Source organism: Lacipirellula sp., assembly GCF_965279485.1.
Taxonomy (GTDB): Bacteria; Planctomycetota; Planctomycetia; order Pirellulales; family Lacipirellulaceae; genus Lacipirellula.
The window spans coordinates 4,119,632-4,145,502 of the sequence record NZ_CBDIIC010000002.1; the positions used below are offsets into that span (position 1 = coordinate 4,119,632).

A 25,871-nucleotide genomic window follows, 5' to 3' on the forward strand; every position below is an offset into this window, starting at 1 on the left:
AGCGCATTTCGCAACTGACAACGGACCACTGACAACTGACGACCGCCCGATTGTCGCACGAATTCCCCCGTCGCGGCGCACTGTGCGCAAAATCGAACCCGTGATGCGTACCGCAGGTGCGTTGGCCCTCGACGGCATTCGAGGCATAATGTCTCGCACGGCGGCGTCGTTGCGCAGAAGTCATCACAGGAGATCCCCCGCGTGAGCATCATCCGAACCCCCCGCGCCGCCATGCTGCTCGCGTGTACGATCGTCGCCACTCTCGGCGCGCACCGGATTTCGTCGCTGCACGCCGCCGACGCGCCCGCCCCGCAAGCCGACGTCGCCCCCGGCTACGAAGCGATCGCGGAAAAACTCGCCGCGTTCGTCGCCGCTGAACAAGCCTCAAAGAATCTCCCCGCCGTTTCGATCGCCATCGTTTCCGGCGACCAAATCGTTTACGCCGCCGGCTTCGGCGAGCAGCACGCTGCCGACGGTTCCCGCGCCGATCGCCACACGATCTACCGCGTCGGCTCAGTCTCAAAGCTCTTCAACGACGTTGCCGTGATGCAACTCGTCGAACAGGGCAAGATCGACCTCGATGCCCCCGTCTCGAAGTACCTCCCCGACTTCAAACCGGAAAACCGCTTCGGCAAGGAGCCGACCGTTCGCCAGTTGATGAATCACCAGTCGGGCGTCATCCGCGAGTCGCCCGTCGGCAACTATTTTGACGCCAACCAACCGTCAATCGCCGAGACCGTCGCGTCGCTCAACGAGACGGCCCTTGTCGACGAACCCGGCGCGAAAACCAAGTACTCCAACACAGCCGTCTCCGCCGCCGGTCTCATTGTCGAGCGTCTCGCGGGCAAGCCGTTCGCCGAGCATCTGCAAACGACGCTGCTCGAACCGCTCGGCATGGATGCAAGTTCTTTCCTCCGCGCCGGCGTTCCCGCCGAACAGATTCCCGACGCCTGGATGTGGGCGCCCCACTTCCCGCACGACCCGCCGCGGGCCCGCTTCGCGGCGCCGACCTTCGACCTCGGCACGCTTCCCGCCGGCAACCTTTACGCCAGCGTCGACGATCTCGCCAATTTTCTGATTGCCCTCTTTGAAGGCGGAAAGTTCAATGGCCAACAGATTATTTCGCCTGCCACGCTCGCCGCGATGCTCAAGCCGGTCGGCGCCGGCACGGAAGCAAAACCCCTCTACGGCGTCGGCTTCCGCGTTGATCAGTTCGACGGTCACCCCACTTTCGGCCACAACGGCGCGGTCTACGGTTACTCGACAAACCTCATCGGCCTGCCGGAAGAAAAGATCGGCGTCGCCACCGTTTGTGCGCTCGACGGCGGCGGCGGCTTCGTTCGCCGGCTGACCGAGTATGCGTTGCGGCTGATGCTCGCGCAGCGCGAAGGGAAGCCGCTCCCCGCGATCGATCTCACGACGCCGCTACCCGCCGGCCAAGCCCGCGCGCGTGCCGGCCTCTACCAGAACGGCGACCGCACGCTCCGCCTGCTCGCCGACGGCAACCAACTGCTGCTGAGCCACGATTATCTGCTCAGCGAAGTCCGCGCCCTCGGCGAGCGGCTCATCGTCGACGATCCGCACACCTCTGGCCCCGAGATCACGCCTGCCGATGACGGCCAATCGATCGCGATCGCCGGCGAAACTTGGACTCGACTCCCCGACGCGAAGCCCGCCCCCTGCCCTGGCCGCTGGGAAGGCCTTCTCGGCGAATACGGCGAGGATCACAACATCCTCTACATCTACGAAGACCGCGGCCAACTCTGGGCGCTCATCGAGTGGTTCTACAATTACCCGCTCACGGAAGTTTCGGAGAATGTCTTCGCCTTCCCTAACGCCGGCCTGTACCCCGCCGAGCAAATCGTCTTCAAACGCGACGCCAATGGCGCCGCGACCGAGGCGGTTGCCGCCGACGTGACGTTCAAACGCCGCAACTTTGGCGACTTCCCCGGCGGCGTCTTCCAGATTCGCCCCCTCCGCCCGATGGACGTGCTGCGGACTGAAGCCCTCGCCGCAACGCCTCCGAAAGAGGCCCGCCCCTTCCGCAAGCCCGACCTCGCCGAGCCGAGTAAGCTCGATCCGACGATCAAACTCGACGTCCGCTACGCCACCGACCGCAACTTCACCGGCGTCCCCGTTTACGAGTCGGCGCAATCATTCCTGCAGCGTCCCGCCGCCGAAGCAACCGTTCGCGCTCACCAGGCGCTCAAAGAACAAGGTTACGGCCTGCTGATCCACGACGGCTATCGCCCGTGGTACGTCACGAAGATGTTCTGGGATTCGGTTCCCGACAACTTCCACGGCTTCGTCGCCGATCCCGAAAAAGGCTCCCGCCACAACCGCGGTTGCGCCGTCGACCTCACGCTCTACGACCTGAAGACGGGCGAGCCAATAGAAATGGTCGGCGTCTACGACGAGATGTCGCCGCGATCGTTCCCGCTCTACCCCGGCGGCACCTCGCTGCAGCGCTACCACCGCGAGCTCCTCCGCGAAGCGATGGAGGCTCAAAACTTCACGGTGAACCCGATCGAATGGTGGCACTTCGACTACAACGATTGGCAGCAATACCCGATCGTCAACAAACGCTTCGAAGACCTCTCAAAGTAGCCGCGGGTCAACGACCCGCCGGAGCGACTTACGCAGCGGCCACCCTTCCCACGCCCGACGAGTAAAAGTGCTAAGTGGCCAAATTTAGTTGTCGAAACCAGGCCACCATTTCTGCTAACGTGAACCCGAGTTCACAGCACCAAGTAGGCGCGTCGTGGGGCCTCCGGTCTGCGAGCCCCCCGGTTCATCCGGGGGGTAGTTCGCAGCGCGCCTTGCGCTGCGGACCATTACGCACGGCGAGTCGAGCAAGATCGCCCAACCTACCTAACTTCGGCTTAGTGTCGCCTAAAATGCGAAATACGACATCAGCGACACGACGTGACACGCGACATTACCGCCGCACGCCCAGCGCCAACGCCGCCTCGGCCGTCAACGTCGGCCGATAGCAGTTCGCCTTACAATGAAACTGCGGCGACCACTTGGGGCCGACATCGGTCAGCGATTCCGACGAACCAACCAGAATCCAGCCGTTCGGATGCAGAATCTGCCCCATACGGGTGAAGATGTTCTTCCGATCCGCCGCCGTGAAGTAAATCGCGACGTTGCGGCAGAAAATGACGTCGAACGGACCGAAGCCAGCGAACGGATCGTGCAAGTTTCGCGTGCTGAAGTTGCACATCGAGCGGATCTCGTCGCTGATCTTCCACTGCGCGCCGTGCTTCGTGAAGTGCTTGTTCAGTCGCTGCGGGTCCATACCGCGGCCCATTTCCATTTCGCTGTACATCCCGCGGCTCGCCGTTTCGACCGAAGCGGGCGAAATGTCGGTGCCGACGATTTGCACGTCCCAGCGGTGCACGTCGGGTACGACGTCGGCCAGCGTCATTGCGATACTGTACGGCTCCTGCCCCGTGCTGCACGCGGCCGACCAGATGCGAATCCGCTTCGGATACGGCGTCCCGGCCTTCGCGTCGATCAACTCCGGAAAAATTTTGTGCTTGAGCGCTTCGTACGGCGAGTTGTCGCGGAACCAGAGCGTCTCATGCGTCGTGACTGCGTCGATCACCTCGCCGCGCAGTTGCGGCAGCAGGTTTGCTTGTACCTTGCGCGCGAAGTCGCTGTAGTTCGCGCAGCCGCTCCGCTTGAAGATGTTCGACAGACGCGATTCGATGAGGTAGCTCTTCGAGCTATCCCAACAGATGCCGCACAGGTTGTCGACGAGGTCGCAGACGGCGTCGACGTCGGCTGGCGTGAGATTGCTCATACCCCGGCTCCTTGCAGCACGGATTCATTGATGCGGCTCGCGATCGTCTCCAGCGGGCCGACGACGTCGACGAGCCCTGCCTCGGCAACCGAGCGCGGCATGCCGTAAACGACGCAGGTCGCTTCGTCCTGGGCGAAGATCGCGGCGCCCCGTTCCTTCATCGCGCGGGCGCCAAGCGTGCCGTCGTCTCCCATGCCGGTGAGGATCGCTCCCCAAGCGCGGGAACCATACTCGGCGGCGATCGAACGGAAGAGGTAATCAACGGCCGGCCGGCAGTTCCGTTCCGGCGGATCGTCGGTGATTTGAACGGTCGTGCGGAACTCGTCGCGCACGATCCGCATTTGCTTGCCGCCCGGTGCGATGATCGCGCGACCCGGTTGAACCACCATGCCATGCCGACCTTCGACCACTTCGATTTGGCAGCGGCGATTGAGATCGTCGGCCAGCGTCTTCGTGAAGATCGGCGGCATGTGCTGGACAAGCACCACCGGCGGCGTCGCGGGCGTCAGCAGCGGCAACAGTTTGTGGAGGGCGACCGGCCCGCCGGTCGACACGCCAATGCCAATGATTTCTGGAGTCTTGCGAAGCGACGGGCACGGCAGCTTTGGCGCGGCAGCGGCCATGCGTGCCGCCAGCGGCGCCCCCATTGCAGCGGCAGCGGGCGTTCTTGCGTCGCCGCTGACCGGCAGCTTGCCGCGGCTGATAATCCGACACGCTTCGATCCGCGGCGTGAGGTCGGCTCGCAGTTGCCGGGCGTTCGCTTCCATATCGGGCAGCGTCGGCTTCAGCACGAAGTCGAACGCTCCCAACTGCAATGCAGCGCTCGTCGCCTGGGCGCCCGCGGTGGTGAGCGTGCTGATCATGATCGCCGAGAGCTTGATCTGCCGCTCTTTCAACTCGCGGAGCAGGCCGAGTCCGTCGAGCTCCGGCATCTCCATGTCGAGCGTGATCACATCGGGCTTGTCGGCAATGATGCGATCGAGCGCGAGCCGGCCGTTTTGGGCGTGGCCGATCACTTCAACGTTCGGCAACTGCTCGACGACCGACCGCACGACCTTGCGATACAGAGCGGAGTCATCGACGACCAGGACGCGTAGCGGAGAGGGATTCATGGCGAGTCATTTACAAACACGGATGTCGAAAAAGTCAGCAACCAACGCAAGCCTACTACGACATTGCAGCCGCGCAACAAGAAGGGGGAGAACTTGCGGGTTCTCCCCCTTCATCGCCGTTACGCAGGGCGCGCGTCGTGGGACTACGAGCGTCCCTCAGCCGTTGCGTCCTGACTTACAGTTGGAACTGAGCGACCATGCTGCGGAGTTGTTCCGACAGAGCCGACAATTCCGAACCAACCACTTGCGTCTGCGAAGCCCCTTGAGCGGTTTGCTTCGCGGCTTGATCGACGCCCACCATGTTGCGGGTGATCTCCGCACAGGCGGAAGCCGATTCGGTGACGGCGGTCGACACCGTGCTCGCAGCGGCGGCCGTTTGGTTGACGTTCGACGCGATCTCGCGGGTGGTGATGCTTTGCTCTTCCACCGCGGCGGCGATCGTGGTCGACGCCGAATTTACCCGCTGAATCGCTTCGCCGACTTCCTTGATCGAGCGAACCGCTTCGCTGGTCGAAGCTTGGATCCCTTCGATGCGGCTGCGGATGTCTTGCGTAGCGCTGGCGGTTTGCTTGGCCAGTTCCTTGACTTCCGTGGCGACCACGGCGAAACCCTTGCCAGCTTCGCCGGCGCGGGCCGCTTCGATCGTGGCGTTCAACGCGAGCAGGTTCGTCTGCTCGGCGATGTCCTGAATCACCTCGATCACCTTGCCGATTTCGTCGGCAGCCGAGCCAAGTTGGCCGATCGTCACGTTGCTCGAATCGGCGAGCTGGGCAGCCGTGTTGGCGATCGCCGAGGTTTGGCCGGCCGTCTTGGCAATCTCGCCAATGCTGGCGGTCAGCTCTTCGACTGCGGTCGAGACGTTCTTCACGTTGGCGGTCATCTCTTCGGTCGACGCGGCCATGTTGGTCATGTTCGTCGACATTTCTTCGGCAGCTGCAGCCACCGTGGCGGCTTGGCTGTTGGTCTCTTCGGCGCCGCTGGCGAGTTGCGTCGCCGTGGCCGAGAGTTCAGTCGAGGTGGCGGCCAGTTGGTTGGCGTTATTCGTCAACCCGCCGAAGACGTGCCGCAGGTTCTCGCCCATCGCGTTGACGGCGCCGGCGATCTTGGTGAACGTGCCCCACACTTCGCGGGTGTCGTCATCGGCCGCGGCCACGTCGTACGATCTGGTGAGATCGCCCGAGGCGACGGCGCTCAAGACGGTCGAGACCTTCGTCACTTCGCCTTCTTGGTAAGCGGCCAGCTTCGCGGTGCGAGCCAAGGCCCGTTCAGCGGCGTGCTTCTGCTCGGTGACGTCGGTGGCGTACTTCACGACCTTGAACGGCTTGCCGTTCAAATCGAGGATCGGGTTGTACGAAGCTTGAATCCAGATCTCACGCCCACCCTTGCCAAGCCGCTTGTACTCAGCGGCTTGGTACTCGCCGCGGTTGAGGGCTTCCCAGAAGGCGCGGTACTCGAGCGACTGAGCGAAGGTCGGCTCGCAGAACATGCGGTGGTGCTTTCCCTTGATCTCGTCGAGCGAGTAGCCAAGGCAAGCGAGGAAGTTATCATTCGCCTCGACGACGGTGCCGTCGAGGTTGAACGAAATCACTGCCTGAGCTTTGCCGATCGCGGCGAGCTGACCCTGGTAGTCGGCGTTCTGCAACTTCGCGGCGGTGACGTCGGTGGCGTACTTCACCACTTTGAACGGCTTGCCTGCGGCGTCGAAGATCGGATTGTACGAGGCTTGAATCCAGATCTCGCGACCCCCCTTGCCGAAGCGCTTGTACTCGCCGGCTTGGAAGTTGCCGCGAGCCAGCGAATCCCAGAACTGGCGATATTCGCTCGTTTGGGCGTAGGCCGGGTCGCAGAACATGCGGTGGTGCTTGCCCTGGATCTCGTCGAGTCCGTAGCCGAGACCGTTCAGAAAGTTTTCGTTGGCGGTGAGGATCGTGCCGTCGAGTTCGAACTCAATGACGGCCATCACCTTGTTGATGGCGTTGATCTGGCCGAGCAACTCGACGCTGGCGGCGCCAGACTTCGGACTCGTCTTGGTGGTCTTCGCCTTCGATTGAGGCGCCTTCTTGGTCTTAGCGTTCAGCGTGGCAGCGGGCATGGAAGTCACTCCTGGAAAACGTTGGAGGCAGATTGTTTTGGTAACGGATGTAAATGCGAGGCGATGGCGTTAGGCGTCGGCGCGTTGGTCGGCGAGTACCTTTTCAATGTCGAGCAGTACGAGGATGCCTGTCGGAAGCGTATGGACACCGGCGATGAACCGTCCGTCGAGATCGTCGACGTTGGCTGGGGCCGGGCTGATTTCATCGGAACGAAGCGTCAGAATGTCGGAGATGCGGTCGACCAGCAGGCCGATCGCTTCGTCTCCCGAATGGACGATCAAGTTGCGGCGATCGCGATTGGCGACCGTGCGCGGCAGGCCGAGCACCGATCGCAGGTCGATTACTGTCGCGACGTCGCCGCGAAGATTGATCACGCCGCAGACATACTCCGGCGCGTGCGGAACGTGCGTAATTTCGTTCTGGCGATTGATCTCTTGCACCACGCGAATATCGACGCCGAGCAGCATGTGCCCGACGTAGAACGTCGCGAACTGCTGTTCGGCGAGGCTCTTCTGGCGATTAACGGGTTTGGCGGCAACCATGAAAACGACTCCGAGGGGGCGATTCGACGCGGCGTTGGCCGGCGTCGACGTGGTCTGATGTTAAGCGGGCTGCAGGCAGCGGCGGTTGGCGCCCGCTTTCGCTCCGGTGAAATTGTGAAGCGAGGTCAACAGCTTCTCGCGATCCATCTTGATTTGGTAATCGTCGATGCCCGCGTCCATGCCTCGTTGCATGTCGGCGGCGCCGGCAAGCGAGGTAAGGGCGATCACCGGTACCTTGCCCCAGTCCGACGAATCCTTGATCCGTTGGCAGAGCTCGAAGCCGTTCATGTTCGGCATCTCGATGTCGGTGAGGACGACGTCGATTTCAAGCTTCTCTTCATTCAAGCGATTCCAGGCGATCTGCCCGTCTTCGCAGTCGATGACGGTATAGCCTCGCTCTTCCATCATCGCCTTCACTTGCTTGCGGAAGAACGTCGAGTCTTCGGCCAGCAACACGACCGGCGCCTTGCCGGGCTCGCTGGTCGGTTTCGGCTGATCAGCGAACCACTCGGGGTGGACGCGCTCAGCCAGCTTGAACAGATCGACCAAGCGCGTCGCCCGGTCGTTGATCACCAGCGAACCGATGACGCCGACCTCTTGGAAGGTTTGCGTGTCAACGTCGGTCGGTACGCGGCGAATGTCTTCGAGGCAGGGGGCCACGAGACCGACTTCCTTCGCGCCGATCGTGAAGACAATGACGTATACCCAGCTTTGCGGATCGGTCGGCCGCGTGGTGATGATGTTTTCCAGCCGGAGCAGCGGCACGCTCGATTGGCGGTACTGCACCAGCTCCTGACCGCCGACGGCGTCGATCTGATCGCAGCGAATCCGCTCGATCCGCGAGACGACGTCCATCGAAACGGCGAAGTGTTCCTTCGGGTGGTTCGTGAACAAGAGGACCGATTGCAAGTCGGCGTTGACGCCGGCGCCATCGTCTCCTTTGCTCGCCATCGCCTCGTCGTGGGCTGCGCGAATTTGCTGATGGATGGCGATGCCCGCCACGTCGAGAATCAACGCGACATGCCCGTCGCCCAGGATGGTAGCGCCCGAGAGGCACGGCACGTTTTTGATGTGCCGACCAAGCGGCTTCACGACGATTTCTTCGGAGTCGTGCAGTGCGTCGACGACGATGCCGAAACGTTGCTGTCCCGATTCCACGACGACGATGTGAGTCGTCGCCCGCTCTTGGTCAGCCTCGCTGCCGGTCGACCCGTCGGCACGCAGCACGTTATTGAGACGCACCAGCGGCAGCAGCGAGCCGCGGAGCCGCAGCACTTCGGCCGACTTGACGCGATCGAGTCGTTTGCCGATCTCTTCGCGGCGGAGGCGCACCAGTTCCGAGATGTTGACCTGCGGAATGGCGAACCGTTCGTCGCCGCACTGAATGATTAGCGACGGGATGATGGCCAGCGTGAGCGGCAGCGTGATTTGGATCGTCGTGCCCATGCCGGGGCGGGAATCGACGTCGACGGCGCCGCCGAGCTTTTCGATGTTCGTGCGGACGACGTCCATGCCGACGCCGCGGCCGCTGATATCAGTGATCTTCTCTGCGGTCGAGAAACCAGGGTGAAAGATCAAGCGAATCGCATCGCGATCGCTGAGCCGCGAAGCTTGTTCAGCGGTGACGACTCCCTTCTCAACAGCTTTCGACCGCAGCTTTTCCGGGTGAATGCCGCCGCCGTCGTCGGCGATGTCGATGCGGACCTTGCCTGCTTCATGGTACGCCCGCAGGAAGATCGTTCCCATCGCCGGCTTGCCGGCCGCGGTGCGAGCTTCGGGACGCTCGACGCCGTGATCGATCGAATTGCGAACGAGATGCGTCAACGGATCGCCGATGGCTTCGAGGATCGTCTTGTCGACGTCGACCTCTTTGCCGTCCATGATGATGTTGCATTGCTTGCCGAGCTTCGCGCTCAGGTCGCGGATGACGCGCGGGAACTTGCTGAACACGGCTCCAATCGGCTGCATGCGGGTCCGCATGATCGCTTCTTGGAGTTCCGTCGTCACCTGATCGAGCCGCGAGGCGACCGCATCGATGCCGGCGTGCCCGTCGGCGTTCAAGGCTTGAATCAACTGATTGCGGCCGAGCACCAACTCGCCGGCCAGATTCATCAGGCTGTCGAGGACGCCGACCTGCACGCGAATGCTCGATTCGGCGGGGGCCGTCGTTGCGCCGTTCGTGGCGGGAGCTGTGGGCTGATCACACTCATCGGAACGATTAGCCGCTGCAACCGGAGCAGCGATCGGCTGCGCGACGGGCATTTCGACGATTGGCGCCGGGGCCAGCGTTGTTTCGCATTCTTCGACGAACATCGCTTGCTCGACGAAGTCGACCGCCGCTGTCATATCGAGTTGACGTTGCTCCTCCGCGGAGACGGCGACATGCGTCTTCACGGCGACGGTTTCGAGCGTCAACTGAGCGCCGGCGAAGATATCGTCGAGCTGGCTGACGTGTTGATCGATGTCGGCGCCTTCCGACGCCGCGGGGTCGTTCACGAGCTTCGCCAAGGCGTCCGACGCGCGGAGCATGACGTCGACCTTCACCGAATCGGGCGTCAACTCGCGGGTACGCATCAGGCCGAGGACATTCTCGAGGCTGTGGGCGAGCCGATTCACGGTCACCAGGCCGAGGAAGCCCGCGGCGCCTTTGATGGAGTGAATGCCTCGAAAGACCTGGTTCACGAGGTCGACGTCGATATCGGCCCCATTGGCTTCAATTTCGAGAAATTGGCCTTCAATGTTGCTCAGATGGTCGCGTGATTCGGCGACAAATTCTGCAATCAGGTCGAGATCGTCGTCGGCCATATCAAGTTTCCGTAGTTCGCTGAGGGCCCGCCGCGCTAGCACGCTCAAAACGTGCGGGTTGACGCGTGGCGAGGTTTGCGGACAAACGAAAGCTAGGTCAAGCCGGTGTATTTGCTTGTGAGATGATGAAAATTTATGCGCATCAAAGCTGATACGATCGTTACCCCACAGTTCGGGGGTGGTAGTATCTTCCCACGTTATTCCGTAATAGGCATGTGCTAGGTTTGACAATCACTCAGACATAAGCCGTGAATGGTCCATGAGCTGATCGATAGAACCGTGAAAGCCGAGCACATCAATCCGTTCCTCAGCGCAGCCGTGGACGTCTTCTCCACGATGCTGAACTGCCAACTGCAGCGCGGCCCGCTCGCGCTGGGGGCGAACTTTCAGCCGGCGCACGAAATTAGCGGAGTGATTAGTCTCTCGGGGAAGGCCAGCGGCACGGTGGTCTTCAGCGTCGAACGCGAGGTTGCCCTCTGCGTGGCGGAGCAAATGCTGGGCGAACGGCCCGCATCGCTCAATGCCGAAGTAGCCGACGCCATCGGCGAAGTGACGAACATGATCGCCGGCCGCGCGAAGGCTGGTCTCGAACACTTGGAGATGCGGCTCGGCCTGCCGCGCGTCGTCGTCGGCAGAAACCACACGATCGACTTCGGCAGCGTGCTGCGGAAGATCAGCATCCCGTACGTCTGCCCGTGGGGCGAGCTGACGGTCGACGTGGGGCTGCTCGAGCGGATCGACGAGACGCAATCAGAGATTCGGTTCAACTTCGCGAACGCGTAGCGGCCATGCCCGCATTCTAGCCCCGGGGGTTCGCCTGGGGGTCGGTCACCACACCGCGGGCCGTTGCCCAATGTCACGCGACGCGCGGGCAGAGCCGGGGACTAGGGCTATTCTTCAATCTTGTGCCCCGCTGCGGAGTCCGCCGCTTCGTCGCCGGACGTTTTCTGGCGCGAACTGAGAAACGCCACCAAGTCGCGCAGATCATGCGGCGACATGTACTTCATGAGATCTTCCGGCATTGCCGAGAGTCCCTGAACGCGATCTTCGACGGTTTCCATATCGACTTCAACTTCTTTGCCGTCGGCATTGAGCAGGACGGCCCGCTTATCGTCTTCGCTGCGGATGATGCCGGTGACGACCATGCCGGTGTCGAGAAGCATCGAGGTGGTTTGGAAGCCTTCGACGATCTTCGCGTTGGGACGGATGATCGATTCGATGATCTCGCTCGGCGTTCGCTTGGCGCCGACGTCGGCGAGGCTGGGGCCGACGAGTTGCTCGCCCGGCTTCAGTGAATGGCAACGCCGGCACGAGAGCGATTCGTTGGAAAGGAATAACTCGCGACCATGGGCGCGGTTGCCGCCGGCGAGCGAGCCGGCGTAGATCTCGGCGGGAACATCGCTAGCCGCTTGCTTAGCAGCGAATTTCTCAGCACGCTCCACCAGTGACTTGTCGGCCGAAGCTTTGGCGCCATCGAGCACTTCGAGCAGCAGCTCCGGCGGGCAGCTGCCATCTTCGACGCGACTCATCCAGGCGGCGATCACGTCGCGCGCCCCGGGGAGATCGATCTTCGCGAGCGTTTCGAGCGCGGCTTGCCGTTCGGCAGTTTTAGCTTGCTCGGCTGTTTGCTTGAGCTGCCCCACGGCCTTTGCTGGGAACCGCTTGGCGAGCAAACGTCCCGCCGCGGTGCGGGCCGCGGGCGACTTTGACTGCAGGCCGATCGCGATCACTTGTTCGGCGATCGCATCGTCGGCATTGTCGAGCGCGGCGATCGCGCGGGCTTGCAGGGCGCCGTCGAGCTTGGCCTCGGCCAAGAGCTTTGGCAATGCATTTAGCGCCGCCGGTAGGCCGAGCTCGGCGGCGACGACGGCCCCGGTCGAATCAGAGAACTTCGCCCCTTCCCCTGCCGGCCACGCCGCCGCAAGTGCGGCGACTACCTCCGCTTGCGGCAGCGGGGCGAGAGTTCGCCATTGGCCATGGACCGGATCGCGCGGTGACGGTTCGGCCCAGTGGCCGACGAGATCCCAAGCATGCTCGCGCATCGCGGCGGGCGCCTGCGGGCTGCGTGCGAAGTCGATGACTTGCTTTATATTCTCGGCGGTGCGCATCGCTTGGCTCGCGGCGAGGGCGCGGCGGACCAGCGGCTCGTTGGTCGGTTTCACCTTGTTTAGCACGTTGGCCAGTGCCGCGTTCGCTGCCGGAATCGGCACGTCCCAGATCTCGCGAGCGGCTTCGAGAACGACGGCTTCATCAGCGTCGTTCAGGAACTTTGCTACTTCCGTCGATTGTTGCTTGCCGAGGGCGAGCGTCAGGATGATCCGTTGCGTGACGTTGGCGTCTTTGGCTGAGGCGACGAGCGCTGCGGCCGGCTGGCTCCCCGCGAGGCCGACGACGATGCCGGTGCGAACGATCGGATCGTTTGCCGCGGCGTCCGTGCCGGCTGCTTTCAGCAAGGGGCCGAGCGCCGCTTCGAATTTGAGGGAACCGAGTGAAGTCGCCGCGGAGGCTCGCACGCGGAGCGAGGGATCTTCGAGTAGCGCGACGAGCGTTGGGCCGAACTTGCTGCGCTCTTGGTCGGGCAAGTTGCGAGCACGTCCTAAGGCGCGGGCCGCCTGGTTGCGCACCTCGGCGTCGGCGTCTTGGCATAGCTTAGCCAACTCGTTGAAGAGCGCCGGCCGCTTAATCGCGAGCGAGCCGAGCGCCCAAATGCTGTGGAGCCGAGCGAACTGGTTGGCCTGCCCATCGGCAGCGAGTTGTTGCAGCGGCCCCGCGGCATCGGCGCCGATGGCAACCAGCCGCCGCTGCGCTGCTTGCCGTACGCGGAAGTTCGCGTTGCTGAGCAGCGCGATCAGCTTGTCGACGGCGAGCGATGGAATCTCTTTCAGCTCACGCGCCGATTGCTCGCGTGCGGCGACGAGTTCCGGCTTGTCGTCGGCGACCCGATAGAAGCGGCCCATGCCGGTGCCGTTCCAGCCGTCGATCCAGTCGGCGACGTAAAAGTTGCCGTCGGGACCGAAGTCACAATCGGTGGCGAGGATGCCTTTCATGAACATCGAGTGATCGGCCAATTTGTAGCCGGCGCCCTGATGTTCGAGGCGAAACCGCATGATGCCGCTCGCTGCCGCGCCGCCGCGGAAGTCGGCGAGGAAAAAGCAGTTCTGGCATTCGTCCGTCATTCCGGTGCCGGGGTAGTAGCAGAGGCCCGAAGGGCCGTCGCTGATGTGGGCGATCGGCGGAACGATCCCGCGCGGCTGCTCGTCGTTTTGCGTATGCCAGATTTTCTCGCGATTGAACGGCCCGCGATCGGGCAGGTATTGGTACGACATCCGCCAGCCGGTGCGCATCCCCTCAACGATCTGAATGACGCGCGCGCGGTCGCCCGAGTCGGAGTTGTTGTCGACCGAGAAGAGGTCGCCGTACTCGTTGAAGGCGAGCTCCTGCGGGTTGCGCAGACCCGTGGCGAACAGTTCGAGGTCCGAGCCATCAGGATTGCAACGCAACACGGAGCCCGAGTCGGGATTCGTCAGCACCCCGTTCGGCGTTTCGACATGCAGCCCGCGATCGCCGAGCGAAAAGTAGATCTTGCCGTCGGGACCTTCGGTTAGCCCGTGCAGGTCGTGGCCGAACAGTGCGAAGTGAACGCCGAAGCCCGAGGCGAGCGACTTGCGCTCCTCCGCTTTGCCGTCGCCGTCGGCGTCGCGCAGTTCCCACAGATTGGGGATGCAGGTGAACCAGAGCCGATCGCCCAACCAGAGTACGCCTGCCGCGGCGCCATCTTCGATTTGGTTGTAACCCTCGGAGAAGATGCTTGAGTGATCGTAGACTCCGTCGCCGTCGCGATCTTCGAGCAAGCGGACGAGTTCGCTCGATTCGGTGTAGTGATTCAGCTTGTCTGCCATGCGGCGTTCGATGTACGCGCGACGTTGGGCAACGGTCTGCGCGGCGAGGTCGTCGTCGAGCCAATCCATGTGGTTGCGATTGTCCTCGGTGCCATGGTGCACGCGATGCGTCTCGGCAATGAAGATGCGGCCCGTGGGATCGAAGCAGAAGGCGACCGGGTTGGCGAACAGCGGCTCGCTCGCCACGGGAGTGACGGTGTAGCTAGGCTCGACTTGAAACGACGCGGCGGAGAGTTTGGCCGCTTGCGAGATGGGCCCGTCGCTCTGTGGTTCTTCAGCGAGTGCCTGCGCAGCAAAGCCAGCAGCGGCGATTGAAACGGCGAAGCCTACGAGCGTGAACGAAGTGAGCCGAGCGGAAACAGCGAGCCGCATCAAACGCGAAACTTGCATGGTGGCCTGTTCTGCATCTATCGGAGGAGGATCAGCAAAAGCGAGCGGCGGACCGCATGCCAGCATTGTACTCGGGAAGCGGGGGGCAAGTTCAGCCCCCAAAACGCGGTAATCGCAGCCTGCTCGCCCCGCCGCACGTGGGGTATGCTGGGCCTCACCATGCGACGCATTCATTTCGACGTGACCGATTCGACCAACACCCAAGCGAGGCTGCTCGCGGCGATTCATCCCGGCGAACGCGTGCTGGTGACCGCGGCGGAACAGACCGCCGGCCGCGGGCGGCAGGGGCGGCAGTGGCTCAGCCCGCGCGGCGGAGCGTGGATGACGATCGCCTGGCCGATGCGGCTGGAGTCGAGTGCGTACCGCACGGCGTCGCTGGCGACGGCGGTGGGCGTACGGCGATCGCTGTTGGAACTCGCGACGCGCGGCATGCCGCCCGAGGCGGCGGCGTTCGCGCTCGACGTCCGCGTGAAGTGGCCGAACGATCTGCTGATCAACGACGCCAAAGTGGCAGGCATTTTGTGCGAGCAGTCGGTCGGCGCGCAGCACGGCGGCGACGCGATTTTCATTGGCATTGGCGTGAATGTCGAGTTCAGCCAGGAGATTCTCGACGAACCAGCGAGCGGAGAACCGCTGCGGCACCGCGCGACGACGCTGTCGAACGCCGCCGGGCGTCGCATTGAAGTTCCGGAAGTTATTGAGCGGACGGCGCTGGAAGTCGCGGCGGCGATGGAGCAGCTGGAAGCTTGCGGTTTCGCTGGAACACCCGCGGAGGGCCGAAGTTCGTTGCTCGACGAGTTGCGCGACGCACTAGCTTACATCGGGGAAATACGCCGCTGGCGTTCGCCGCGCGGCGACGTAACGGGCCGTGTTCTCGGCATCGACGACGACGGCCGGTTGTTGCTGGAAGGGGACGCCGGCGTCATCGTCTGCGACGCCGGAGAGCTCGAAACGAACGATCGGCCGCGGTGACCGGCGAACTCATGACGCTGCTTTGACGGCTCGCGGCGGCGTGGTTAAGTTGGAGCCCAAAGGCGCGGGCCCGTTCTGGCTTTTTGCCTCCCCTCCTCTCCAATCGCCGCATGAAGCAAGATATTCCCAAGGTGGCCTTGCTGATCGAGACCTCGCGCGGCTACGGCCGGGCGATGCTCCGCGGCATTGTGCGCTACGGCCGACTGCACGGGCCGTGGCGTTTTTATGTGACGCCGGGCGACTTTGAGCAGGCATTGCCGCAGATGAAACAGTGGGGCGGCACGGGAATCATCGCGCGGATCGAGACGGCGAAGATCGCCCAAGTGATCGCCGCGGCCAAGCTGCCGACGATTGCCCTCGACATCTCGCAGAATCTGCCGACCGATTTGCCGCAGCTCGCGAAGTTCAGCGAGATTTGCTCCGATTCTGTCGCAGCGGCAAGGCTGGCTGCAGAGCATCTCATGGAGCGCGGCTTTCATCAGTATGCGTTCGTCGGCGAACCGGGGCGGCTGTGGTCGCACAATCGGGAACGAGGATTTTGCGAGCGGCTGGCCGAGGCAGGCTTCCAGCCGATCATCTACGATTGCCCGCGGCGACGGCACGGCGGGCGGTGGGATCGCGAGCAGTCGATCCTCGCCGATTGGTTGTCGCAGCTGCCCAAGCCGATTGGCTTGATGGCATGCAACGATGATCGCGGACGGCAGGTGCTCGACGCCTGCCGCGCGGCGGGAATTTCGGTGCCGCTGGAGGTGGCGGTGATTGGCGTCGACAACGACGAACTGCTGTGCGAGCTGGCCGATCCGCCGATGTCGAGCGTCGCCTTGGCGGCCGAGGCAGGCGGCTATCGCGCCGCGGCGCTGCTCGACCGCATGATGAGCGGCGAAGTGAAGAAGCGCGAACGACTCGTCGTCGAGCCGACCTACGTCGTCGAGCGGCGATCCACCGAAGCCTCGGCGGTGCACGACCCAGAAGTGGCCGAAGCCCTGCAGTTGATGCACAACCACGCCGCCGAGCAGATTGGCATCGACGACATCGTCGAGCATCTGCAGATTTCGCGACGAGCCCTAGAGCTGAAGTTCAAGAATACGATCAATCGGACGCCGTACGACGAGTTGCAGCGGGTGCGGCTCGTGCGGGCGCAGCGGTTGCTGTTGGAGACCGACTTTCCGATTCCGAAGGTGGCGGAGCTATCGGGGTACGGCAGCGGGGCGTATTTGGCGCAGGTGTTTCAGAAGCAGTTACACAAGACGCCGGCGCAGTTTCGTCGCGAGCATCGGCACTGACGCCATCGCCTCGTTTTCACGCGGAACGCGGGAACGAGAAGCAAGGCGTACAGGCGCAGCGACCCGTCTCTCCGAGGCTGCCCCTGCGAGCGGCTCGGAGAGACGGGGCTTCTGCGACGTCAGTTAGTGCGACTTGCGGCGGCCCCCCGTCCGCATGCCGCACGCGATGACGCCCGCGCCCGCCGCGAGCAGCAGCGAGCTTGGCTCGGGGACGGCGACGATCGGCCCGGTGGTCACGTAGTTCACGCCGCCGCCGCTGAGCGCTGGATCACCCTTCACGCCGTACTTAAAAGTGAGATTGCCGTTTTGGCCGGCGCCGAAGATCGCCGTGTTGAAGGCATTGCCAATGTTGATCTGCGCTCCGGGAGCGAGCGTCGTCGAGCCGTTGAGAAACAGTTCGGCGAGGATCGTGTTCGACGAACCGGCTGATTCATCCCAGCTATCGCCCTCGCCTGCCGTTTGGCCGAACTGCTGTTGCCAAACGAGGAAGTCGGCGCCGTCAGTTTTGCCGTCGTTGTTGGCGTCGCCGTTCGCGTTCGCGCCGTAAGCTGCTTTCCAAACGGCGAGATCGGCCGCATTGACGCCACCGACGCCATTGAAGTCGGCCGCCAGTCCGCCATCGATGTTCTGGTCGTTGAGGCTATTCCAACCGGCGACGCTGAGCGCCCCGCCGGGCCCGTCGGCGTCGGGGCTTTCAATTTGGTAGTAGTCGAAGGTGATTGGCGACGCGCTCGTGTTTTTGATCGCGACGGCCCCGGTGTTCTTGTTCACCGTCAGCACCATGTTCGGCTGCGGCTTGAACAGGAACTGCGTCGGGGCGAGGGCCACGTCGCTGAAGCGGACCTCGTCGATGTAACCAAGCCAGCGGTCGCCGTGGTTGTCATTCGGGTTATCGCTCGTACCGTAACGACCGCGGCCGACGGTCCAACCCCAGCTATCGCCGTTGACGTCGACCCCGGGGTTGATCATGGCGCGATTGGCGCTAGCGCTGATGTCGGTCGAGGCCACCATTTGGTACCCGGCGCCATCGAGTTGATCCTTAAAGAGCTTCAGCGTGTTGCCGTCGCTCGTGGCGGAATAGTGGTACCACTGATTGGCAGACATTGGATTGGGATCGATTGCCGCGTGAGGAATTCCCGCCGCATCGACGAACTGAATGCGAACGTGATCGATATCGTTGAACGCGGTATCCGGCAGATCGGCGCCGACCTTTTGGAAGTAGAAAGGCGCCAGGCCTGCTTCGTTCGGATTGACGTCGTTGCCGTCGCGGCCGACGAAGGTCCGCCAGCCGCCGAGCGTCGTCGTGTTGACCGACGCTTCGATCGTCCACGTCGTCGGCGCCCAGTTTTGGACGTTGATGCCGCTCGGGTTCGATTGCTGCGACCAGGTAAACGACGCGGGGAAGCCGCCGTTGTTCTGGATGCTCCAGTTGTTCGGCAGCCCCGACTGCAGCACGGTGGTTTGCGGGACGTTCGGACGATACTGGTGACCGGTGGCGTTATTGTCCCAGGTGTAGAGCGTGTTGCCGTTGCCGGAGACGTCGATCACCGGGATGCCGTCGGGTTGGACGGCGGTGCGGCCGTTGGTGTCGCGAACGAAGGCGCCGTCGGTGGGCGTGGTGACGCCGTCGCCTTCAAACCGCCAGTAAGCGACGGTCGCCGCGTGAAGCGGCGCGGCCACGGCGCCCGCCGCGATCGTCAGCGAGGCCGCTGCAATTCGTCCTGCTTTGAGGTAACGTCGTTGTCCGAACATCTGCTGTATCCCCTATGCGCTTATGGCGTTGAGTTCAGTGTGCGAGTGCTGTTGTTTAGGCTGCGGCGGGCGAATCAGGCCGTCGTGCGGCGGCGTGATGCCCGCCCGCTCAAGAGCAGAGCGCTGACGGCTGAGAGGCCCAGGGCGACGCTCGATGGTTCCGGCACGGCGCCAACCAGCGCGGTGAAGGCGCCGACGCCGTTGGCGGCGTCGAAGTCGGCTTGGAACACGCGGAAGTCGAGAAAGTTGCTCACGCCGTCGCCGTTGAGGTCGCCGAGCGCGGCGGTTTGGGCGTCGGAGAGGTTCGGATCGAGCGACACAAGATTGTTGTTGCGGAAGACGATCCAATCGTTGCCGTTGATGACGTTGTCGAAGTTAAGGTCGCTCCGCTTGAAGGGCTGACCGCCGTTGCCGACGTACTTGATGTCAGGAATCAGCGTCGTCGGCACGCCGTTGACGAGGGCTTGCGTCGTAATGGCGACGTCTTCGCGGAACGATTTGATCCAGCCGCCGTTCGTACTGAAAGTGACCGTGCCGAGCGTGCCGCCATCTTCGGCTCCGCCGTCGCCGAAAGGTTCTTCTTCGGTGATCGCCGTCTTGGTGAGCGCGGTCGTCGACCAGACGTCGTTCGAGTCGAACGAGCCGTTGCCGGCGGAATCGAAATGCCCGGCGACCGTCGTCCAACTCGCAGGGTTCAACCCGCCCGACGCCGATGTAATCGAATAGGAGAAGACCTGAATCGCCGCCTGCTGGTTGGAGAGTGTGACGGCGCCCGTATCGCGATTGATCGTCAGCGTCGGCCCTGCGAGACCAGCGGGGCCGGCGGTGGAACTCGCCGCGATCTGGGCCGGCGTCAGGATCGTGTCATGAATGCGGAACTCGTTGATCGATCCGGTGAAATAGGGATCGTTCGCGTAGACCGACTTGCCGAGGTAGGCGACGGCGTTGCCGACATCCGCCAAATCGTCTGTTCCGTTTGCTGTGCCGATCAGGGCGCCGTTGATGTAGTAGGAGAGCGTCGTGTTGTCGACGCCGGCGGAGTCGATCGTTACGGCGAGGTACTTCTGGCCTGTCCCGGCGAGGATTGAGCCGTTGACGCCGGTCTCTTCGCTGTAGGTGCCGTCGGTGATCGCGACGCGGCTGAAAAGCTCGCCGCCTCCGCGCGTCGGCTGAACCATGATGTAATCGTAGCCGAGGTTAGCGTCCTCACCCGCGCCCGCGTTGCCATGCCGACCGAAGGCGGCGGCCATGGTGAACTGATTGTTGCTGGCTGGCGCGGCGTTGACCCATAACTCCAGCGTCGTCTTCGTGTAGGCGTTGATGCCGATCGTCGCCGCGGGCAGGTTGGCGAACTGGCCGCTGCCGCTGAGCGTCAGCTGGCCGGCGACGACCACCGCGCCCGCTTCGAGCGTCCCGTTGGCCCCGCCGACAGAGTCGGTCACCGTGCCGTCATTGAACGTGTAAAGATGCTTGAGCGCGGCCGAAGCCGAGTTCGACAGCGTCGCAACCGCGGCAAGGCTCAGGCAGAAAGTTCGTATCGCCATCGTCTCCTCCGATAGGGAAACTGTTGTGAGTTGTAAGTGCGATGAGTGACCGATGAGGGGGCCAGATTGCTCCGTGCCCAGTGTTTTCTTGGCCGACGTTTATGCTCTGCGGCGACTCGCGAAGATCCCCGCGACGGCGAAGCCCGCTAGAGCGAGCGTCGCCGGTTCTGGAATGGCGACGAACAGCATCTGCGCTGAAGCGAGCGCGGCATTACTGATTCGCACATCGTCGATGTAACCGTTCACGCGATCGCCGTGGCCGTCGTTGTACATGCCACGGTGCGTCGTCCAGCCGTACGGCGCCACCGTCCCTGTTCCCTCGAAACCTGCTTCGTTCAAGGCAGCCATCGAGCGATCAGTCGACAACGTCGTCGTCATGTCAAAAGACTTCTCGAGGATGCCGTTGACGAACAGCTTGAGCGAGTTGCCGTCGCTGGTCGCCGACAGGTGGTACCACTGACCGATCGCCGCTTGCGTCGTGCCGTCAGCGATGTGGACGTAACCTTGGACGTCGACGAAGTTGATCCGAAACACGTTCGTGTTGGTTTTCTGCAGGTAGAGGATTGCCTGCCGCGTGTCGCCGTTCGTTGCTTCGCCGAAGCCGTCTTTGCCGACGATTGTTTGGTAACCGCCGACCCCTTTGAAGTTGACTGAAGCCTCGATCGACCACTGCGGCAAGGCGCCGACGTTGACGCCGCCGATCTCGAGGTCGTCTTGCGTGCCGAGCACGCCGCAGCAAGCCGTCGGAGCATTCTCGATGCTCAGCGTCGTTCCCGATTGAGCATTCGGCGCCACGACGTTGCTGAACAGCATTGCGGTAAAGCTGCCGTTCTGGGCGAACGCCGACAGGTGGTTGCCGTTGCCAGAGAGATCGGGAATCGCGTTGTCGTGCAGCCCGTTGGCCGATGGGTGCGACACTGTTTGTCCGGTCGTCGCCGAGCCGGCGATCATGTCCGTCTCGAACGTCCAGTGGGCGATCGTCGCGGCCGACGCACCGGTCGCCGAAAGCGTTCCGGCAAGGACTACGGCGTGACGAACCCAGCGGCAGACTCCGCCGCGACGAGCACCAGCGATGCGACTCAGTTTCATGAGAACAGACCTCAGTTGAAGACTCAGAGAGAGATGCGTCTTAGGCGACGCGCACGGTTGCCTCGTCTTGAACCAAACGATCACGACTCGATGGGTACGCACCGCGACGCTGTCCGCGCGAAGCGTTTCACGCGGTGAGAGAGCAGTGCATGACTTGCGTGCGAACCAACGTCGGCGACGATCGGTTGCGTTGCATGACGCCGCGAAGGAAAAGGAGTCGATAAGCGCCGAAGCACGCGATACGACTAGTTGGAGTCGAATCAGATAACTTCAGCGCCCGTATGATGATTCGATCGTCGATTTGTCGCAATCGGATATCGCGGAAATAAATTTAGAGATCGCGCAACGATTTTGCATCGATGATTGCGTGCAGCTATAGATAGCTTCGTCGCGCGAGCGCGCTTGCAGACTCGCTCGATGCCTTTTCGTTCGCCTCTCTTCGAATCTTGATCGGTCCGCTCTCTTCCGAGGATCAACCCGTGACGATGCTACGTCGAACCGCGACGGCGACGCTTCTCGCCGTCGCTGCGCCACTGCTCTGCGTCACTCCGCTCGCGGCCGCCGGCTACCATGTGAAGCGGCTGACCGACGATCTCCACATCCCCGTCTACGCGACGACGGCGCCAGGCGATAATAATCGCATTTTTATCGCCCAACTCGGCGGCGTGGCGGCCGACGGGACCGATGGCAGCCCGATCACGAGCGGCCTGGGGCGGATCGTCATCTACGATCGGACGACGGGACTCGTGGATTACAACAATCCGTTTCTGACGATCAACGACACGAGCTTGCTCGAGGAATATGCGGTTCCCGAGGTCGGGCTGTTCGGGATGACGTTTCATCCCGACTTCCAGACGAACGGCAAGTTCTACGTCAACGTGGCGGTGAATCACGTCGGCACGCCGCCAACGGTCGATGGCAGCCTGTCGGAGTTCAAGACGGTCGTGCGCGAGTACACGGTTGATCCCGGCAATCCGAACTTCGCCAACCCGTTGAGTGCGCGGACGATTTTGTCGCTCAACCAGCCCCATTCAAATCACAACGGCAGCTGGCTCGGCTTCAGCCCGCAGGAAGTCGCGGCGGGCGAGCGCAATTTGTACATCACGCAGGGCGACGGCGGCATGCAGCGCGACCCGTCGAACCATGGGCAGGACAAGAACAGTTGGTTCGGCAAGGTCATGCGCGTCGACGTAAACGGCGACGCCTTTCCGGCCGATCCGGAGCGGAACTACGCAATTCCCGCCGACAATCCGTACGTCGGCGTCGATGGCGCCGACGAACTGTGGGCGATCGGCCTTCGCAATCCGTGGCGGGCGAGCTTCGATCGGCAGACGAGCGATTTCTGGATCGGCGACGTCGGCCAAGACCGCCGCGAAGAGATCAACTTCCAGCCAGCTAGTAGCGCGGGCGGCGAGAACTACGGTTGGCGACTGCGCGAAGGAAGCGTCGCAAGTCCCACCGGTGGGATCGGCGGCCCACCGCCTGCGGGCAACGTGAACCCGACCTACGAATACTTCCATCCGGGACTATCGCCCGATCCGGCTTTTCAAGGGAACTCGGTCACCGGCGGCTATGTCTACCGCGGTCCGGTGAGCGAACTGCAGGGACGGTACGTTTTCGGCGACGCGGTTTCCGGTCACCTCTGGTCGTTCAATCCTGCCAACCCGAGCGGTACCGTGCAGAATATGGATGCGCTGTTCGCGCCCGACGCGGGACAGATCGTCAGCGTCACTTCGTTTGGAGAAGACAATCAGGGCAACCTACTGATCGTCGATGGCGCCGGGCAGTTGTTTCAGGTGATGCCGAACTTCGCCGTGACGCTGACCGTCAATCGCGCGACGGGGGCGATGACGCTCCTCAACGAGACAGGCGCTGTCACAGGGATTCGTTCGTACTCGATCTCGTCGGACGTGGGGGCGATCAATGCCGCTGGATTCCAAACGATTGCGGGGAATCTTGATGCGCCCCCGGGCGGCAACGGCTCGATCGATCCAAACGACGATTGGCAAGTGACGTCGGCCGCTGGGAATCGCGGTTTCTTTCGTGAAGCGTCGCTGGGCGACGGCGGGGCGCTCGGCGTTGGCGGTCAACTCAATCTCAGCGGCAGTGGCGGGTGGATCCGCTCGCCGGTGGAAGATTTGGCGCTGTCGATCACGCTCGCCGACGGCAGTATCGTGGCGGGGACTGTGGAGTACGTCGGCAATGGCGGACAGCCGTTGGGACGGAGTGATCTCAACTTCGACGGCCAATTGACGGTTGCCGATTGGAGCGTGTTTCGCAGTTTCAACCTGACGAATCTCGCCGGACTGAGCGATGCCGAGCAGTATGGCCGCGGCGATCTTGATGGCGACGGCGTTAACAACTTTAAAGACTTTCGGCTGTTTCAAGCCGACTACGATGCGGCGAATGGCGCCGGGGCGTTTGCGTCGGCGACCGGCGTGCCGGAGCCGGGCGGATGGCTGTTGTGTTGTTTGACGTTGCCGGCCTTCGGCATGTTGCGAGGTACGCAACTAGCCCCGGGCTTCGCCCAAGGGTAGCGTGACGTGAGGCTACGCCTACTGGTATAGCGACCGACCCCCGGGCGGAGCCCGGGGCTAGAAATGCCATAACGGCCCACGTTATCTCTCATCACTCCCCCCTCCACTCTTTGATGCACAACATGACGCGGCTCTTCGCCATCATTCTGTTTGCGTTGGTCTCCACTTGCCCCAACGCGGCGCACGCTGCCGACGGTTCCTTCCCCGTCGAGATCCGCGTCGACGCCAGCGCCACGCGCGGCCCGCTACGTCCCATCTGGCGGTTCTTCGGCGGCGACGAGCCGAACTACACCTATATGAAAGATGGCGAGCGGCTGCTCACGCAACTCGGCGAACTGAAGCCGCGAGAGGTTTACTTTCGCACGCACAACCTGCTCACCTCTGGCGACGGGACGCCGGCCCTCAAGTGGGGAAGCACCAACGCCTACACTGAGAACGCCGACGGCGAACCAATCTACGACTGGACGATTACCGACCGCATCTTCGACACCCTTCTCGAACGGGGCGTGCGACCATACGTGCAAATCGGGTTCATGCCCGAGGCCTTATCGACGCATCCGCAACCATATCGGCACGAATGGCGGCCCGGGTTGCCGTACAACACGATCAGCACTGGTTGGCGGTACCCGCCTAAGGATTATGACAAGTGGCGCGAATTGGTCTACCAGTGGACGAAGCATTGTGTTGAGAAGTATGGCGTCGACGAAGTAAATGGCTGGTATTGGGAAACTTGGAACGAGGCGAATAGCCTGCCGGATGGTTATTGGGGCGGTACGCGCGAGGAGTTTTTCAAGCTGCACGATTACGCGGTCGACGGCGTGCGGCGGGCGCTGCCTACGGCTCGCGTCGGCGGGCCTCACTCAGCGGGCGACGGCGGCGATTTCACGCGGGCGTTCTTGGAGCACTCGCTGCGGGGCAAGAACTTCGCCTCCGGCGAGCGCGGCACGCCGCACGATTTCGTGTCCTTTCACGCGAAGGGCGTCCCGACGTACGTCGACGGGCACGTTCGCATGGGAATCTCAGCGCAACTCGCGACCATCGACCGCGGCTTCGGCATCGTCGCCTCGTTCCCTGAGCTGAAGCAGACACCGATCGTCATCGGCGAGTCGGACCCCGAAGGGTGCGCCGCGTGCCAGGGGCCGATGTTCAGCTACCGCAACGGCACGGTCTACTCGAGCTACACCGCGGCGAGCTTCGCGCGAAAGCAGGACCTGGCCGATAAGCATGGCGTGCGGTTCGATGGCGCCGTCACCTGGGCGTTCGAGTTCGAAGATCAGCCCTATTTTGCCGGCTTTCGGCAACTGGCGAGCAATGGCATTCCGCTGCCGGTGCTGAATGTGTTTCGCATGTTCAGCCGCATGGGGGGCGATCGGCTGGCCGTGACGAGCAGCGGCGAGATTCCGCTGCAGGAGATGATCGAGCGCGGCGTCCGCGACCGGCCCGACGTGGCGGCGCTTGCTAGCCGCGACGGCGATACCGTCGCCGTCCTCGCGTGGCATTACCATGATGACGATGTTCCCGGGCCCGACGCCGCGGTGACGCTGGCGATCGAGCATTTGCCTGCCGAGTGGAAGGCGGCCGAGGTGCGCCACTACCGCATCGACGACCAGCACAGCAACGCCTACGCCGCATGGCGGCGCATGGGCTCGCCGATCGCGCCGAACCAGGAACAGTATCGCGAACTGCAAGCTGCTTCTGAGCTTGCGTTGCTGGAAGCACCGACGACGGTCGCGTTGGAAAGGTCGGCTTGCCAGTTACAGTTCTCGCTGCCGCGGCAAGGCGTTTCATTGCTTGTCGTCAGGCCGAAAGCTTTGCCGTAGCTGCTCGTGAGCCGTGAATGGCTTTGCGCGAAGTCTAAAACTTTCTACGCAATTCTAGATGGGGCGCACTCCTTTCATGTGCCATAATGCGAGGGCGACGCGAAGGGATGGCGTGACGAAGCATCACGCCATCTGCCGCTCGCAACTCATCACGCGACTTGTCCTGGGCGCCTGCCGTCGACTCGTATCGACTGGTTGAGGCGTGCTGATTCCAACTGCAGGTGG

Annotated in this window: 15 protein-coding genes; 6 read left to right on the top strand and 9 right to left on the bottom strand. The window is 62.9% G+C overall.

The window, feature by feature from the left end; genetic code table 11:
• Nucleotides 1-201: 201 nt before the first annotated feature.
• Nucleotides 202-2,607: a serine hydrolase gene (locus ACQY7R_RS24050; protein WP_428308092.1), complete on the top strand. Its 2,406-nt coding sequence runs from the start codon at nucleotides 202-204 to the stop codon at nucleotides 2,605-2,607.
• A 331-nt stretch (nucleotides 2,608-2,938) separates the two neighbouring features.
• Here the strand turns inward: ACQY7R_RS24050 and ACQY7R_RS24055 are convergent, their stop codons facing one another.
• The 5 genes from ACQY7R_RS24055 to ACQY7R_RS24075 all read right to left on the bottom strand — a co-directional run bounded on the left by ACQY7R_RS24055 (nucleotide 2,939) and on the right by ACQY7R_RS24075 (nucleotide 10,360).
• Nucleotides 2,939-3,808, bottom strand: a complete 870-nt coding sequence (locus tag ACQY7R_RS24055; RefSeq protein WP_428308093.1) for a CheR family methyltransferase — start codon at nucleotides 3,806-3,808, stop codon at nucleotides 2,939-2,941.
• Entirely contained in the window at nucleotides 3,805-4,920 is a 1,116-nt protein-coding gene (locus ACQY7R_RS24060) for a protein-glutamate methylesterase/protein-glutamine glutaminase (protein ID WP_428308094.1), read from the bottom strand. Before ACQY7R_RS24060 ends, ACQY7R_RS24055 begins: the two co-directional genes overlap by 4 nt.
• 175 nt (nucleotides 4,921-5,095) lie before the next feature.
• Entirely contained in the window at nucleotides 5,096-7,012 is a 1,917-nt protein-coding gene (locus tag ACQY7R_RS24065; protein WP_428308095.1) for a methyl-accepting chemotaxis protein, read from the bottom strand.
• A gap of 69 nt (nucleotides 7,013-7,081) precedes the next feature.
• Nucleotides 7,082-7,555, bottom strand: coding sequence for a chemotaxis protein CheW (locus ACQY7R_RS24070; protein ID WP_428308096.1), 474 nt, complete (start codon nucleotides 7,553-7,555; stop codon nucleotides 7,082-7,084).
• 60 nt (nucleotides 7,556-7,615) lie between these two features.
• Complete coding sequence (locus ACQY7R_RS24075) at nucleotides 7,616-10,360, bottom strand: chemotaxis protein CheW (RefSeq protein ID WP_428308097.1); 2,745 nt, start codon at nucleotides 10,358-10,360, stop codon at nucleotides 7,616-7,618.
• A 279-nt stretch (nucleotides 10,361-10,639) separates the two neighbouring features.
• Here ACQY7R_RS24075 and ACQY7R_RS24080 point away from each other — a divergent pair, with 279 nt between their 5' ends.
• Nucleotides 10,640-11,143 carry a chemotaxis protein CheX gene (locus ACQY7R_RS24080; protein ID WP_428308098.1) on the top strand — a complete coding sequence of 168 codons (504 nt, stop codon included), beginning with the start codon at nucleotides 10,640-10,642 and terminating at the stop codon, nucleotides 11,141-11,143.
• A 107-nt stretch (nucleotides 11,144-11,250) separates the two neighbouring features.
• Here the strand turns inward: ACQY7R_RS24080 and ACQY7R_RS24085 are convergent, their stop codons facing one another.
• The gene (locus tag ACQY7R_RS24085) at nucleotides 11,251-14,649 is read right to left on the bottom strand and encodes a PVC-type heme-binding CxxCH protein (RefSeq protein ID WP_428308099.1); all 3,399 of its coding nucleotides are present in this window, start codon (nucleotides 14,647-14,649) and stop codon (nucleotides 11,251-11,253) included.
• Nucleotides 14,650-14,808: 159 nt separating this feature from the next.
• Between ACQY7R_RS24085 and ACQY7R_RS24090 the strand changes: the two genes are divergently transcribed.
• Both ACQY7R_RS24090 and ACQY7R_RS24095 read left to right on the top strand, forming a co-directional pair.
• On the top strand, nucleotides 14,809-15,621 hold the full coding sequence (locus ACQY7R_RS24090; RefSeq protein ID WP_428308100.1) for a biotin--[acetyl-CoA-carboxylase] ligase: 813 nt from the start codon (nucleotides 14,809-14,811) through the stop codon (nucleotides 15,619-15,621).
• Between the two features lie 110 nt (nucleotides 15,622-15,731).
• The gene (locus ACQY7R_RS24095) at nucleotides 15,732-16,904 is read left to right on the top strand and encodes a substrate-binding domain-containing protein (RefSeq protein WP_428308101.1); all 1,173 of its coding nucleotides are present in this window, start codon (nucleotides 15,732-15,734) and stop codon (nucleotides 16,902-16,904) included.
• A gap of 123 nt (nucleotides 16,905-17,027) precedes the next feature.
• Here the strand turns inward: ACQY7R_RS24095 and ACQY7R_RS24100 are convergent, their stop codons facing one another.
• From ACQY7R_RS24100 to ACQY7R_RS24110, 3 genes are all read right to left on the bottom strand, one after another.
• A complete protein-coding gene (locus ACQY7R_RS24100; RefSeq protein ID WP_428308102.1) occupies nucleotides 17,028-18,656 on the bottom strand; it encodes a PEP-CTERM sorting domain-containing protein in 1,629 nt (542 codons plus the stop codon).
• Nucleotides 18,657-18,730: 74 nt separating this feature from the next.
• On the bottom strand, nucleotides 18,731-20,200 hold the full coding sequence (locus tag ACQY7R_RS24105) for a LamG-like jellyroll fold domain-containing protein (protein WP_428308103.1): 1,470 nt from the start codon (nucleotides 20,198-20,200) through the stop codon (nucleotides 18,731-18,733).
• A gap of 99 nt (nucleotides 20,201-20,299) precedes the next feature.
• The gene (locus tag ACQY7R_RS24110) at nucleotides 20,300-21,289 is read right to left on the bottom strand and encodes a LamG-like jellyroll fold domain-containing protein (protein WP_428308104.1); all 990 of its coding nucleotides are present in this window, start codon (nucleotides 21,287-21,289) and stop codon (nucleotides 20,300-20,302) included.
• Between the two features lie 485 nt (nucleotides 21,290-21,774).
• Between ACQY7R_RS24110 and ACQY7R_RS24115 the strand changes: the two genes are divergently transcribed.
• Both ACQY7R_RS24115 and ACQY7R_RS24120 read left to right on the top strand, forming a co-directional pair.
• Nucleotides 21,775-23,826, top strand: coding sequence for a PQQ-dependent sugar dehydrogenase (locus ACQY7R_RS24115; RefSeq protein WP_428308916.1), 2,052 nt, complete (start codon nucleotides 21,775-21,777; stop codon nucleotides 23,824-23,826).
• Nucleotides 23,827-23,948: 122 nt separating this feature from the next.
• On the top strand, nucleotides 23,949-25,646 hold the full coding sequence (locus ACQY7R_RS24120) for a GH39 family glycosyl hydrolase (RefSeq protein WP_428308105.1): 1,698 nt from the start codon (nucleotides 23,949-23,951) through the stop codon (nucleotides 25,644-25,646).
• Nucleotides 25,647-25,871 lie beyond the last annotated feature (225 nt).

Excerpts from the sequence above, each read along its gene's own strand:
- ACQY7R_RS24085 (WP_428308099.1), bottom strand. The coding sequence starts at position 14,649 with ATGCAAGTTTCGCGTTTGATGCGGCTCGCTGTTTCCGCTCGGCTCACT.
- ACQY7R_RS24120 (WP_428308105.1), top strand. The coding sequence starts at position 23,949 with ATGACGCGGCTCTTCGCCATCATTCTGTTTGCGTTGGTCTCCACTTGC.
- ACQY7R_RS24065 (WP_428308095.1), bottom strand. The coding sequence starts at position 7,012 with ATGCCCGCTGCCACGCTGAACGCTAAGACCAAGAAGGCGCCTCAATCG.
- ACQY7R_RS24090 (WP_428308100.1), top strand. The coding sequence starts at position 14,809 with ATGCGACGCATTCATTTCGACGTGACCGATTCGACCAACACCCAAGCG.
- ACQY7R_RS24060 (WP_428308094.1), bottom strand. The coding sequence starts at position 4,920 with ATGAATCCCTCTCCGCTACGCGTCCTGGTCGTCGATGACTCCGCTCTG.
- ACQY7R_RS24115 (WP_428308916.1), top strand. The coding sequence starts at position 21,775 with ATGCTACGTCGAACCGCGACGGCGACGCTTCTCGCCGTCGCTGCGCCA.
- ACQY7R_RS24100 (WP_428308102.1), bottom strand. The coding sequence starts at position 18,656 with ATGTTCGGACAACGACGTTACCTCAAAGCAGGACGAATTGCAGCGGCC.
- ACQY7R_RS24055 (WP_428308093.1), bottom strand. The coding sequence starts at position 3,808 with ATGAGCAATCTCACGCCAGCCGACGTCGACGCCGTCTGCGACCTCGTC.
- ACQY7R_RS24110 (WP_428308104.1), bottom strand. The coding sequence starts at position 21,289 with ATGAAACTGAGTCGCATCGCTGGTGCTCGTCGCGGCGGAGTCTGCCGC.
- ACQY7R_RS24105 (WP_428308103.1), bottom strand. The coding sequence starts at position 20,200 with ATGGCGATACGAACTTTCTGCCTGAGCCTTGCCGCGGTTGCGACGCTG.
- ACQY7R_RS24095 (WP_428308101.1), top strand. The coding sequence starts at position 15,732 with ATGAAGCAAGATATTCCCAAGGTGGCCTTGCTGATCGAGACCTCGCGC.
- ACQY7R_RS24075 (WP_428308097.1), bottom strand. The coding sequence starts at position 10,360 with ATGGCCGACGACGATCTCGACCTGATTGCAGAATTTGTCGCCGAATCA.
- ACQY7R_RS24070 (WP_428308096.1), bottom strand. The coding sequence starts at position 7,555 with ATGGTTGCCGCCAAACCCGTTAATCGCCAGAAGAGCCTCGCCGAACAG.